This window comes from Phycisphaerales bacterium (genome assembly GCA_020852515.1).
Classification (GTDB): Bacteria; Planctomycetota; Phycisphaerae; order Phycisphaerales; family UBA5793; genus UBA5793.
In genome coordinates this window covers 1-13,054 of sequence record JADZAS010000016.1, presented here as the reverse complement: position 1 = coordinate 13,054, position 13,054 = coordinate 1, and the positions used below count along the sequence as shown (strand labels likewise).

Annotated in this window: 10 protein-coding genes; 7 read left to right on the top strand and 3 right to left on the bottom strand. The window is 62.2% G+C overall.

Annotation, left to right across the window (positions count from 1 at the left end; all coding sequences use genetic code 11):
* Complete coding sequence (locus IT430_11880; GenBank protein MCC6908635.1) at positions 1-624, bottom strand: hypothetical protein; 624 nt, start codon at positions 622-624, stop codon at positions 1-3.
* Between the two features lie 156 nt (positions 625-780).
* On the opposite strand from IT430_11880, the gene IT430_11875 reads away from it, so the two are divergent.
* Positions 781-1,494 carry a hypothetical protein gene (locus IT430_11875; protein MCC6908634.1) on the top strand — a complete coding sequence of 238 codons (714 nt, stop codon included), beginning with the start codon at positions 781-783 and terminating at the stop codon, positions 1,492-1,494.
* A gap of 119 nt (positions 1,495-1,613) precedes the next feature.
* Positions 1,614-3,215 (top strand): VCBS repeat-containing protein, encoded by a 1,602-nt coding sequence (locus IT430_11870; GenBank protein MCC6908633.1) that lies wholly within the window; start codon positions 1,614-1,616, stop codon positions 3,213-3,215.
* Positions 3,216-3,222: 7 nt separating this feature from the next.
* On the opposite strand, the gene IT430_11865 is transcribed toward IT430_11870, so the two are convergent.
* Positions 3,223-5,727: a prolyl oligopeptidase family serine peptidase gene (locus IT430_11865; protein MCC6908632.1), complete on the bottom strand. Its 2,505-nt coding sequence runs from the start codon at positions 5,725-5,727 to the stop codon at positions 3,223-3,225.
* Positions 5,728-6,609: 882 nt separating this feature from the next.
* On the opposite strand from IT430_11865, the gene IT430_11860 reads away from it, so the two are divergent.
* The 5 genes from IT430_11860 to IT430_11840 all read left to right on the top strand — a co-directional run bounded on the left by IT430_11860 (position 6,610) and on the right by IT430_11840 (position 11,880).
* Positions 6,610-7,626 carry a deoxyhypusine synthase family protein gene (locus tag IT430_11860; protein ID MCC6908631.1) on the top strand — a complete coding sequence of 339 codons (1,017 nt, stop codon included), beginning with the start codon at positions 6,610-6,612 and terminating at the stop codon, positions 7,624-7,626.
* A gap of 70 nt (positions 7,627-7,696) precedes the next feature.
* Positions 7,697-8,293, top strand: a complete 597-nt coding sequence (locus tag IT430_11855) for a cysteine hydrolase (protein ID MCC6908630.1) — start codon at positions 7,697-7,699, stop codon at positions 8,291-8,293.
* Positions 8,294-8,315: 22 nt separating this feature from the next.
* On the top strand, positions 8,316-9,806 hold the full coding sequence (locus IT430_11850; protein ID MCC6908629.1) for an acyl--CoA ligase: 1,491 nt from the start codon (positions 8,316-8,318) through the stop codon (positions 9,804-9,806).
* Positions 9,776-11,017: a hypothetical protein gene (locus tag IT430_11845; protein MCC6908628.1), complete on the top strand. Its 1,242-nt coding sequence runs from the start codon at positions 9,776-9,778 to the stop codon at positions 11,015-11,017. The genes IT430_11850 and IT430_11845 overlap by 31 nt, the downstream gene beginning before the upstream one ends.
* On the top strand, positions 11,014-11,880 hold the full coding sequence (locus tag IT430_11840; GenBank protein MCC6908627.1) for a hypothetical protein: 867 nt from the start codon (positions 11,014-11,016) through the stop codon (positions 11,878-11,880). The genes IT430_11845 and IT430_11840 overlap by 4 nt, the downstream gene beginning before the upstream one ends.
* Positions 11,881-12,122: 242 nt before the next feature.
* Here the strand turns inward: IT430_11840 and IT430_11835 are convergent.
* The coding region (locus IT430_11835; protein MCC6908626.1) for a hypothetical protein at positions 12,123-13,054 on the bottom strand (932 nt) is incomplete at its 5' end.

The following is a 13,054-nucleotide window of genomic DNA, read 5'->3' as shown; positions in this document are numbered from 1 at the left end:
TCAGCTGCAGCGCGATCGACGTCGCGCTGCAGCAGCGCCGATCCCAGCCAGCACCAGCAGCGATCCCGGCGTGGGAACGTAGTCGATCTGCATGTCTTCGTACCAGAGGAAGCCATTGAGCACGCCGCGGCCGGTAACGACGATGCGGTGGATCGGTACATCCGATTCCCAGCCGTTCCAGGTCCAGCCAGACTGCTGGAACGGGATCGTGGCGTTTCGTTCGCCCAGCAGCAGATCCTGCGCATCGTAGAACGCGATGGTGGCATCACTGACGCCGCTGTTGTTCTCCCACCAGCCGCCGAACCGCGTGACGGGCACGTCGAATTCCCACTGGCCGATTCCCAGTTGGCCCATCATCATACCCGAGCGCGGATAGACCCACTTGCCCGAGAACTGCGAGCCCCATTCGACCTTGATCGCGCCGCCCTGAGTCATGTTGCGGATGACCCCCAGGCCGCCGAAAACCGGCAACACCTGTTCGGCCATGGTGTTGTTGTACTGGTTGAATGTGTCGGCGGCCATCCCCGTAAAGGGCCCGATGGCGATGACGTCCCCGCGGCTCGACCCACTCAGGGCCAGTCCGGTGCAGAGCGCGATCCATATCGTGCAACTCTGTCGTTTCATGTGCCTCTCCTCTTGTGGCCCCCTGGTTTCGGTTCTTCTCACCGGATGGGATTGACGTTGTGGCCTTGCAGATATCGCACGGAATGAGCGGTCATTTCTTCTGCCTCTCCCTGGGGCCCGTATCATTCCGGAGAACCTGTCCGAAGGAGGCTTCTCATGACCAAACATCGAAAGTGGTGTGTTGCGCTCTCCGCGATCTTGGCTTCGGCGCTGCTCGGCGCTTCGGGCGCGAGACCCGGCGATGACGACGGCTGGACCAGGGACTTTCCCGCCGAGCCCGGCGAACTTGTGGCAACCGGCCGCAATCCCTATTTCATCCTCGAGCCCGGCTACCAGCTCGTCTTCGAAGGCGGTGACGAGCGGCTCGTCATTACCGTGCTCGATGAGACGCGCATCATCGACGGCGTGGAGACGCGCATCGTCGAAGAACGCGAGACCAAAAGCGGCCAACTCATCGAGGTCTCGCGCAACTTCTTCGCCATCTCGAAGCGCACCAATAGCGTGTTCTACTTCGGCGAAGAAGTCGATCTCTATCGCGACGGGCAGATCAGCGGCCACGAAGGCGCCTGGATCTCCGGCCGCGACGGCGCGAAGTACGGTCTCATGATGCCCGGCCAGATCCTGCTCGGCGGCCGATACTACCAGGAGATCGCGCCCGAAGTCGCCATGGATCGCGCGGAGATCATCAACACGTCCTCGACGATCAAGTGCCAGGCGGGTCAGTTTGCCCAGTGCCTCAAGGTGGAGGAGACCACTCCGCTCGAGCCTGACGAGAAGGAGTACAAGTACTACGCCGCAGGCATCGGCCTCGTGCAGGACGGCTCGGTCAAGCTGGTCAGGTACGGCAAAGCAGACCTGCCTGAGCCGTGAATCGGGATTTCAGGACTGGCTGCAAGAACCGATTCCCGGCCGCACATTCGGCTGTGAGCGCCGCGTCCGGCGCTGATCGAGTGAAGTCCCATTCTGATTCCCGGCCGAAGGAGAGAACCGTGCGCCCCAGCATTCGCCCGAGTCGAGTTTGCCGCGTCCATACTCTCGCGCCGCTCACGGCGTGCATCCTGGTGGCGCCCGCATGGGCCGGCGGCTTTGCCGGGTTCACGAGTCCGGCTCGTATCCCGGCCGGTCTCCAGCCCTCCGACGTGCAGGTCGCCGATGTAAACGGGGATCAGTTCGCCGACATACTCGTGCTCAACCAGTCGCAGTCCACGCTTACGGTGCTGCTCGGCCGCGGCGATGGGACCTTCTATCGCCAGCCGGCTGTTGCGACGGCCGCCTTGCCCACCGCCATGGCCATCGGTGACTTCACAGATGACCAGCGCCCCGATGTCGCCGTGCTCAGCGGCGCTGGCGCCACGCTCGCCGTTCACGTCAACGACGGCTCGGGCGGTTTGGGCGTCGCGCAGACGCTCAACATCGGCGTCGTCGGCGAGGGCATCGTTTCCGCCTACTTCGACGGCGATCCATGCGCGGATCTCGTCATAGCGCATCGTTCCGCCAACCGCCTCACTCACCTGCGCAGTCTCGGGAACGGCTCGTTCGAAGTCGCAGCCACGTTCAACACGCCGCATGCGCCATGGTCGATCGAAACGGCTGATGTGAACGGCGATTCGCGGCCCGACCTCGGCGTCGGCCTTCTCCCCGGCGGCCAGGGCAACGCCATTCGCATCCTGCTCAATGACGGCAACGGCGGCTTCCTCGCCCCCATCGACACACCCATCGCGCGGCAGCCCGTCGATCTCACCTTCGGCGACTTCAATCGCGATCACCTGCCCGACTGCGCGACGATCGACACGAGCGCCGGCGTGGCCACTATCCTGCGAGGCGACGGGACCGGTGCGTTCGCTTCGCCGCAGTCCTATCCATTCAATGGCCAGCCGGAGGAGGTCGAAGCGTTCGACGTGAATGACGACGGCGTGGATGACGTCGTCGCCGCGCACAGTTACTTCCATCGCGTGACGACTCTCGTGGCCACCGGCGACGGGCAGTTCTTCTTCCCCGTCTGGCAGGATGTCTTCGCCCAGGCCCACGACCTCGCGCACGGCGACTTCGATGGCGACGGGTTCAACGACATCGTCGTCGGCCACACGCTTACGGGCATCGACATTGTCTCCATCCTGCTCAACCGGTCCATCCCAGGCGATCCTGCAACACTGGAGGAGGTGCTCGCAGCCGCCGGCCGCATCGAGATCGGCGGCGTGGCTGATATCGAACACTCTGAAAACGCCTATCTGCAGGCGGCTCACACCTTCGGCACCGTTCGCGCTCCCGGCGTGATCGATCTTCATGTTGCCGCCCGCACCGACGTTGCCTCGCCGGCGCTGCTCAACATCACCCTCGAAGCACAGATCACGCAGGACCTCGGCGTCGAGGAGCTGCGACTCTTCAACTGGCAGACCCGGTCGTTTGACGCCATCATGGAGAACAAGACCGGCCTGGCAGACCGATTCAACCGCGCTCTGGGCGTCGATGCGCAGCCGTACGTCGGACCCAAGGGTCAGACCATCGCCTCGCTCCGGTACAGCACCGACATGAGGACTCAGTTCGGCCGCTTTGCCGCGCTCGTGGATTGGGTGGAAATCGCCGTCGAGTGAGCAGCACTCACTCGCGCCACGCTGACTGCGCCGGATCGACTTGCCACTGCTGATCGAAGAAGCCGGCGCCGATCACGCCTCCAATCCCATCGGTGAGCACCTCAGGGCTCGCGATGTACCAGTCCGGATAGTGCACGCCCGAGACGAAGTAGGTGAAGCGATCGGTGAGCCGGCCGCCCGGCAGGCCCGTGCCGCTGACCGCCGCCACGAGCGAATCCTGATCCTCGCTGTTCGGATACGTGAACACGCACGCCAGGTCGTCGCCCTTGAGCGTGCGATCGCCGCAGGTGAGTTCGTCGCGCCGCACCTGTATGGGCGAGTCGGCAAGCACCTTTGACCAGGCGAGATTCGTGTCGGCATTGCCGTAGAGAATCACGTTTCGCCCCCCGAACGCGCCGAGGTTGTATTCGACGTCGGAGATCACATCGACCGAGCCGTTGCCGCGGTAGAACCACGTCTCGGCATCGCAGCGCGCCTTACTCAGGTTCCACAGCGCTTCGGCGCCGCTGCCGCGCGTGCCGTAGACGAACACCATGCGGTTGCGGAACGCGTCTTTGAACGGCCCGCTTCGCCCGATGCGCTTCTCCTCGGCCTGCGGACCGCGACAGCGCGCCCAGCCGCCGTCTTCGCGCACCAAGTGAATCAGGCCATCCTCGCTGGCGGCAAGGTCGCACTCGATATCGCTGCCGTCGAGCGAGATCACGACCGACGTCGTTTCCTCGGACTCGCCGAAGGCCTCTCTCAGCAGCGGCACATCAAACGCGATTCGTCGCACGTTGACGGTGCTGCCGGTGATGTGCCGCGAGCCGAGCACGAGATTCACATCGACGCTGCTGGCGATCAGCGAGCGCTCCTGCTGTTCGATGATCACCCACTGACTGCGCGATGAGATCGATGGGTTGGCGGTGATGAACTGCACGTGCCGGACGTGCTGCGGCGAGGTCCGCACGTGATTGCGAAAGAAGTCGAACATCGGCGGCCAGTCCACGCATGGGCTGCCCCACCAGTGGCCGGCGCCCGCCCGCTCGTAGTAGGCGAAGTCGGCGTGGTAGCTCGCCAGGTGCGAGCGCATCTGCCGCGCCTGCTCGACGGGCACGTTGTCATCCGCGTCGCCGTGCAGGACGTACACGCCCAGCTGCCGGTAGTTGGGCGAGAGAGCGAGCGTGTCGCTGGGCAGCGCCGCCCGAGCCATGATGGCGCCGATCGGATCCGCTGCATCAAACTCGCTGGCGCCGGTGTAGGACCAGAAGCTGACCCAACCGGCGCTGGGCCCGATGGCGGCGAATCGATTCGGAAACTGCGCGCCGACCTGCCACGTGCCGTGCCCGCCCATCGAATGGCCCGTGAGATAGACCCGGTCGGGATCGGGGCGGAAGATGCGCACCGCCTCATCGAGCACTTCCATGGCGTCGAGCCGGCCCCAGTCTTCCCAGTCAAAGCCGAACTGCCGCCGGTTCGTCGGGGCCACGACGGTTCCCCAGTCCTTGGCCGCATACGAACCAGACTGGCTCGGCGCGTGCACGCCGGCTCCGTGCAGCGTCAGAAACAGCGCCTGACCTTCGCCGGGCGTGCTGCTCGGCTGCACCGAATACATCTGCACGCTACCGTCAATGTCACTGGTGAAGGTGCGGAGGTGGTGCTCGCCCGCGTTGCGCACGTTGAGCGAGACCATCGCCGGTTCGACGGCGCTGTACCCCGCGCCTCGATCGCGCTGATGAATCGCACGCATCGTGTACTCGATCTTTTCAGCGCTTGCGGGCAAGTCGGGCGCATCAAACGCAACAGCGACCTTGCGCATGCTCAGTGGCGCGATCGTGCCGATCGCCTGGTGCGAAACGACACTGCCTTGTGCGAGTGCGATGTCACCCGCCCACGACTGATTCGTCGCGTTTACGAGCACGACGCCGCCCTCTAGCGACCGCCTCGCATCGCCGCGCAACACATCCGGCAGCGTCGCATCGCGCAGATCAAAGAACACCTCGCCCTTGGGCGTGCTCAGGCTCGCCCGCATTCGCCCGCGTGAGCAGTAGAACAGCAGTTCGTTCTCGCCCGCGTGCAGCGACACCGGCAGCGAGAGGTTGCCGTATTGATACGGATCGCCCGTGCGCATCAGGCCGTTGACGTAGACGAGGCTGTGCCCGCTGGCGTCGAGCATCATGATGGCGTCGGCGTCGAGTTGCACGGTCCACGAGATGTAGCCCTGGTGGATGATCCAGCCCGCGGCGTCCGCCTGCTGCTTAGCCCACGTCGCCTCGCCGCCGTCGGGCTTGCGGACCTTGCCGCCTGCGCGAGGCGGCGTCCACGAGCCTTCCACGATCATCTTCTCGATCGCATCCGTATGGATCGGGCTGCGCTGGGCCACGCCGACCGGTTCGATGACGAGTGCTTCATTGAGTGCGATCGGCTCATCGCCGGCCGGCTGGGCCGTTGCCGCCGGGCCGCAGAGCCACGCCGCCGCCAGCGCCAGAGTCAGGCTGATCCACCGCTGCGTTCGCAAATGAGAGTCATTCATGCCGATGGTGCTCCGGCGCCTGGCCTTCGGCCGGAGGGCAATCGGGGTAACTGGCACTCGTTTGAACCGGTCGCCTCGATCGTTGAGCGGTACGTGGACGCGTTCGGGGCGTCAATGCCGCCGCATCTACTCCAATTGGCCGCAATCGCCCGCAAATCGGCCTGATTCTGCGGGAATTTTGAGGCGATAGTGTCCCGGTGCTGGCCTCGTCTTTGGTGTCGAAAGGTCGCGTTCGCCGCTACGTCTTGGTCGCGCTCGGCCGCCCCTTCGGTGCATTCAGCCGGTGTCTCCCGCCGCGGTGCCACCGTCTGGCACCCGCAAGGAGCTGAATGAGTGGTCATCGCGGTGCTGGATGACCCCGGTGTCATCCGCTTCTGTCCCCAGGGACATGAAAGCTGGCCGTGGCCCGTTGGCCATCGCCCCCCCCGACTCAATCAGCCGTTGACCCGCCCGCCAGGGTTTCATACCTGGCTCGCTAGCAACACCGGTCAGGCAGCGGCGGGCTGGCCGACAGTCCCGTGACCCACTCCGCCGGTTTCGGACTCAAGACTGCGTACAAGCGGTACCGCTTTGATTCTCGTGTGAACTGGGCTCCCGCGTCGAGCGCAACCTGCGGATGCGGCGGCCAGAACAACGAGCTACAGAAGGGCCAATGGCTAGTGCAGGGCGATCCGTACAGCGGTCATCGCCTATCCCGAATTGCCGGGCCCGAACCACCTGGCGAATGCCACTGCGAGTTATCTGCGAAGGATCGCGTCGCCCGCCGGTGCGGGATCGACGTACCAGAACTGCTGCGAACTCACTTCCCGAGCGACTGCGAGGAATCACTACTTATGGCTGGTGGACCCTTGCGAGGCCCTTGGGGTTGGGATAGGCTTCAACATGAACGTTGGGGACTTCATTCGACAACACTATCTACACTTCAACGCAGCATCGCTCGTTGCGGCGGCGGAGGCGTACAACACACATATTGAAGCGGGCGGTTCCATGGTGGTATGCCTCGCCGGCGCCATGAGCACTGCCGAGCTTGGACTGTCGCTCGCCGAGATGATTCGGGAGGGTAAGGTGCATGCGATCTCATGCACGGGCGCCAATCTTGAGGAGGACGTATTTGGTCTCGTAGCCAGGCGCTCGTACGCGGCCATACCGGATTGGCGAAACCTGTCGCGGGATCAAGAACAGAACCTGCACGATGAGCGCATGAATCGCGTGACGGACACATGTATTCCGGCAACGGCGATTACGCTGATTGAAGAGGCCATGTTTGAACAATGGGAATCAGCCGAACGAAGCAGCCAAGAGATTCGATGGTTCCCTCACGAGCCGTTGTATCGACTGCTGCGTTCGGGCACGCTCGCACGACACTACCAGATCGATCCCAAGAATTCCTGGCTCGTAGCCGCGGCGGAGGCCAATCTCCCTCTGATTGTGCCGGGCTGGGAGGACTCGACTCTCGGGAACAGCTACGCGGCGAAGTTGTTGGCGGGAGAACTCCGCTCGCCCCACCTAGTCAAGACAGGTATCGAGTACATGATCGAGTTTGCACGGTGGTATGCAGCGAGTGCAAGGCCCATCCATGTGCCGTCTCGCACCGAGTGTGATCGTGCCCGCACCCTCGGTTCCGTCGGCTTCTTCCAGATCGGCGGTGGGATCGCAGGCGACTTTCCGGTCTGCGTCGTACCGTTACTGCGGCAGTGCCTTCAGAGAACGGATACTCCACAATGGGGGTACTACTGTCAAGTCTCTGATGCGCCAACGAGTTACGGTGGATACTCGGGGGCGGTTCCGAATGAGAAGATAACATGGGGCAAGCTCTCTGCAGACACGCCGGCGTTTGTGGTGGAGAGCGATGCAACCATTGTGGTTCCGCTCATCTTTGCTAGCGTCCTTGGTTGGTAGATGCCTGTTGTCCTACACACAGTTGGGCCGTACGATCGCCCCACAGTCACATCCCCCTGGAGGGTTTTCAATGTCCACAGCACTTCTCGTGATCGACGCGCAGAAGATCTACGCGAATTCGGATTCGGACATGTACTGTCCGGATTCGAAAGCCACGCTGAAGAGGATCAATGAGTTGATCGAGACCTTTGAGCAACGTGGAGATCCAATTGTGCTGATCCGGCACGTCCACAAGGCCGACGGGTCGGACTTGGGCCGGCTCTTCGATTTCTCGGGAGAGGCCGAAGAGGAGTTCAATTTCGTAGAGGGGACCGAGGAAGTCGAGTATTCCGACGGGCTGGTGAGGCCACGCGGGGCCGTCGAGATTGTCAAGAATCGCTATTCCGCATTTGCCGGTACGCGGCTGGACCAGCAGCTTCGCAAGCGCGGCGTGGATCGAGTCGCGATCTGTGGGTTCATGACGAACTTCTGCTGCGAGTCCACCGCGCGCAGTGCTCACGACCTGGACTATTTCGTGGACTTTGTGCTGGATGCGACAGGGACGCCCGGCACCGACAACATGGACGAGAAGGAAATCCGGCAGGTGGTCGGCGAGCTTCTGGGTGCCGGGTTCGCGGTTGTCTACAAGACAAACAAGTACTGTGAGAAGATGTCCAAGCGACGCTAAGACACTCTCTCTAAGGCTGAGCATGCAGTTTGGACTGTCAGAATCCGTTCGTCACTGGGGTAGATACAGACCCGACACGATCGCCGTGTACAGTAACGGCGCCGGCATCTCCTACGCCGAGTTGAACACTCTCGTTGACGCGCTGTGCGCCCGCCTGCTCCATGACGGATTCCGCTCGGCCCGGGTTGCTGTGGCTATCAAGTCGAAAGTCCATACTCTGATCGCCTATCTTGCCGTCCTGCGTCTGGGGAGATCGATCGTCTTGCTGAACCCAGCCCTGAAGGATGAGGCGATCAGGACGAATCTTTTGGATACCGGCGCCGACGAACTGATCCACGACGGCGCGATGTCGCGGTGGAAGGACTTGTTTCCCAGTCCTCCGCGAGCGCTGGCAGTAGAAAGTGTTGACTGGTCCAAGTCGGTCGAGTATTCAGGCGCCGCGGAGGCGGACCCCCACGACGAGTGGGGAGTTCTGTTCTCCTCGGGTTCGACAGGCACGCCCAAGGGTGTCGAGCGCGACCAGTACTCAATGGTTACGGAGTTCATCGGTTGGTGTTTGGAGCTAGCGCTCTCGCGATGGACAACGTTTTACATCGGTCGGCCCGTATTCTACACTGGTGGTGTGGTGCTTGTAGGTTCTGTGCTGCTCGTGGGTGGCGCTGTGGTACTGAATGACTACTCCGACAACAATGACCCGTTCGCGGCGTGGAAGGACTACCAGGCATTCGCGCGATCTCGGCCCGTGGACTGGGCGTTCTTTGTTCCTGATCAGCTCCGGGCGTTCATGGAATACGCTGCCAACGGGATCGACGCAAGCGCTCGCGCGATCGTGGTGATGGGAGCCCCGATCACGGGCCACGAAAAACAGAAGGTCCGCCAAGTGCTGCGCTCGGAGGTGGTCGAATCGTGGGGCAATTCGGAGTCCCTCGGAACAATCACGGATCCAGAGGATTTGGATCGTCGCCCCGATGCGGTAGGGCGACCTTTCCTCACCGACGAAGTCGTAGTTGTGGACGACGACGGAAATTCGGTTCCGGCGAATACAATGGGTAGAATCGCCGGCGGCGAGGAGGCGGGGTTCCAGGGGTACTCCGGCCGCCCGGACGCAACCAAGCTGGTCAAGCAAAAGGCGCTCATAATTTCTGATGACGTCGGGTTCCTCGATGAGCAGGGATACCTATATGTGAGAGGGCGAGAGCAGGAGTCGTTCATCTGCGGGGGGAAGACCTTCTTTGTCGGGGAGTTGGAGCGGGGCCTTGCGAACACCGTCGGGGTGGCGGCCCTGGCGCTGGTGCCATTAGAAAGCGATACGGGCAACGCGAGACTTCTCGCTCTAATTGTTCCGAGGATCGGAGACGATCGCTCGCCCTCAACACTGCAGGCAGACCTTGACCGGCGACTCCCGCCCCCTGTGGCGCTAGACCGCGTGGCTGTGGTCGACCGGATCCCTCACACGCCGTCTGGGAAGGTGAACAGAGCAGAATGCCGCAAACGAGCTTTACTGTCGACCTAGCGGACTCGTGGCGGTCGCTAGCGAAGCGGGCGGCGGAGCGGTTCGGCACGCCCTGTTTTGTCTGTCGGCACCATCTGGTGGAGAAACAAGCCTCGCGACTGCAGGAATTGGCTCATGGGATCACGCTGCGGCAATGGCTGGCCGTGAAGTGCCATCCGGTGAGCGACGTTCTTCATGCGTGGAAGGCCGCAGGATACGGTGCCGAGGTAGTGAGCCCGTTCGAGCTCGAAGCGGCTCTGGAGACCGGGTATGCGCCCGAGCGGATACTCGTCAACGGTGTAGGAAAGCATGCCTGGCTACCAAGATACAACCTTCGTTCGCTACGAGTTCACTTCGATTCGATTGCCGAGATCAAGGCGCTGGGGGCCCATGCCGTGGCCAATGACTGGCAGCTGGGATTCCGGTATCACCCGATGGTTGAGTCTGACCCCGACGAACCGGAGTACGAGGACCAGTTCGGTTTCACCAATTCGGAGCTTGAGGCGGCGGCACCACTCATCCGACGATTGGGGCTTCGGCTGAGAGGCGTTCACTTTCACCTTCGGTCGAATGTAACGGAGGTGGCAGACTTTCGCCTTGCGATTGAAGAGTCCATCCGCGCTTGCTCCCATTTGGAAATGGACCCGGAATACGTCGACTGCGGAGGAGGCCTGCCGGCGGCGGGCGAGAGCCGATCTTCGTGGGCCCAAGGGCTCGCGCCCTTCGACCTCGACGGCTACGGCCAGTTGCTCCGAACCATTCCCGGATTGCGGCCTTCGATTCGGGAAGTTTGGGTGGAAAACGGTCGCTTCATCAGCTCCTCGTCGGCTGTGCTGGTTGTGCGGGTGCTGGACGTCAAAGAACGGGAGCGATCCAGGTATCTGATTTGCGATGGCGGACGGACTAACCATGCTTTGGTCTCAGACTGGCAGCAGCACCAAGTGCTCACGGTGGAGAACCGTCTGGGGCCGACCCATCTTACCACGATCTGTGGGCCGACATGCATGGCGTACGATCGTCTCGCCAGAATCGAATTGCCGAGGACGGTGCGTGCCGGCGACCTGCTGATCTGGATGAACGCTGGCGCGTACCACATCCCCTGGGAAAGCCGATTCTCCTTCGGGTTGGCCGCTGTTGTGACGGCCGATCAAGCGGGCGTCTTGCGCCTGGCGAGATCGCCAGAGTCGTTCACGCAGTGGTGGAGGATGTGGTCAAAGGAGCCAGGAGCGTGAAACGAGTAGCGCCCAAGTGGTGGATGCGGCTTGCGAGCGGATGGAAGGCCGGACTTGCGGTGCTGCTTCCCACGCTGGGCGTGTTCTTCGGCGCGCGAGCCAGCATCGCGGCCTACTACACAATCCCAGGCTCGGTCACGATAGCATCTGCTGTAGCAATCATTGTTCTTGCCTTCGTTGTAGCGTATTTGCGTGGGATCGTAAAGATGCTCCCCGATACGCTGATTGATGAGGTGGGCTCGGATGGTCCTTACCGGAGCGAATTAGCTACAACGGAGAGCCTCCGCGAGGCCTGCGAAATGACACGCCCATACTACGGGCGGGAGTACGTTGGCCATGAGCTTGCCGAGCAATGGCGTCTGGCGAATCCGCGTGTCTTTGAGTGCATCTTCAACGGCAAGGGCGAGTTATGCGCTTCGTTCGGAGTGCTGCCGCTCGAGGACGGCTTTACAAGGCTGTTTCTCGAAGGTCGGGTAGACGACCTCAAGCTCAAAGCATCGGACATACTGTCGGGAGAATCTGCCAAGAAATGCCCGCGTCTGTATATCAGTGGCGTCGTAGTGCGGGAGCCCGGAAAGTTCGCTGGCAGCAAGCGTGCTCGGGTCATGCTGTGGGTGATGCTCCAGCATGTGAAACGGGAGTACGGTCTGGGGCAGTCACGGGAGCTCTTTGCAATCGCCGTGACCAAGGAGTCAGCGAAGTTGATGTGCAACCTGAAGTTCCAGTTGATCGCTGACGGAAAGGCCCGAATCGATAAGTGTGCGTTGTACCAGTACAAGCTAACGTCAGAGACCTGGCAGAATCTCCTTTGCGAGGTTTGGGATTGCTCGGGCCTGTGCACGATCGACGTCGGTGGGAGTTGATCGCTTGAATCCGCCTACGTGCCTCTTCGGCGCGAGAGTTTGGGCGGCAGATTGTGATCTGCAACTACAAGAGAGGATCTACTAGGAACATACTTGGGAGCCAGGTAGTGCGGCCAACATCTTCGGCCCAACGAAGTCATCCGTGAGTGCGATCCGCCGGAATGCAAACGACTCCCGCGATGGGTCTTCGACCGCCTCGCGAAAGGGTTGCTCGTTAGTCTCGGTGATTGCGACGGTCGCGTTCAACGCGCTAGTCGAGGCGGCTCGCAAACACCGGCATCGGGAGGTCCAATCAATCGATAGTGACCGGGGAAAGGAACTCGAACAAACTCCACAATCCCTCGAAACCGTAGGTTCGCGAGGTCTCGCTTGGCAGTCTTGGCCGAGCATTGAAACTCTCGCTGTAGATCCGCTCGCTGCACTCGCTCCGTGTCGCGCAAGGCCGCCAGCACCCATTGCTGCCGTGCATTGAGGTCGTCCGCTTCGTCGTTAGCTTCAGCACGCAAACCGAGCAGTGACTCGACCCGCGCCGTCTCGTCGCTGCCTACGCCATTTGGGACCACCCCGCCATCGTTCCGCCGCACCTCAATCCACTCGCCTAAGCGATAGCCGCGCCCGCCACTCTGGATGACATCCTGATCGCGGCACTCGATGTTCAAGTGTTCGAGCAGTGCCGTCTCAATCCGCTTTCGCAGAGCACGAATGCACTGCGACACGGCATTTTGCCCAACACGGCGACCGAGCTTCGTCGCCAGTTGCTGCCCGCTCAGGGACCGGTACTTTCCCGCCTCGTTTTTCTCGGCGAGGATCTCGAGGATGCGCCAGGCATGACCGCGCGAGCCATTCTCGACAATCTGGATCCCGCACAGTTCCGCGCGGTGCTCGTGCAGGATAAGCAGCCCGCCAGAGAATGGGCGCGGCGGTCCTGCCGGCTTCGGCTCGACGAGCGACGGTATCGAGCGCCCATTGGGAATCTGCCGTTTCGCCACGGCTCCCCGAATAGCGGTATCCAGCTTGCCGCCATCGAAGGGCTTGTTGACGAAGTCTGTCGCACCGAGCTTCATCTGCTTCACCCCCAGATCGGGGCCGTCAGTCCCATGGGCGGTCATGACAATCACGGGCGTGTCCGCGGTCGCAGGCTGCCTGCGGATGTCCGCGAGCAGGTTTTCGCCGT

Excerpts from the sequence above, each read along its gene's own strand:
- IT430_11880 (MCC6908635.1), bottom strand. The coding sequence starts at position 624 with ATGAAACGACAGAGTTGCACGATATGGATCGCGCTCTGCACCGGACTG.
- IT430_11875 (MCC6908634.1), top strand. The coding sequence starts at position 781 with ATGACCAAACATCGAAAGTGGTGTGTTGCGCTCTCCGCGATCTTGGCT.
- IT430_11865 (MCC6908632.1), bottom strand. The coding sequence starts at position 5,727 with ATGAATGACTCTCATTTGCGAACGCAGCGGTGGATCAGCCTGACTCTG.
- IT430_11860 (MCC6908631.1), top strand. The coding sequence starts at position 6,610 with ATGAACGTTGGGGACTTCATTCGACAACACTATCTACACTTCAACGCA.
- IT430_11855 (MCC6908630.1), top strand. The coding sequence starts at position 7,697 with ATGTCCACAGCACTTCTCGTGATCGACGCGCAGAAGATCTACGCGAAT.
- IT430_11850 (MCC6908629.1), top strand. The coding sequence starts at position 8,316 with ATGCAGTTTGGACTGTCAGAATCCGTTCGTCACTGGGGTAGATACAGA.
- IT430_11845 (MCC6908628.1), top strand. The coding sequence starts at position 9,776 with ATGCCGCAAACGAGCTTTACTGTCGACCTAGCGGACTCGTGGCGGTCG.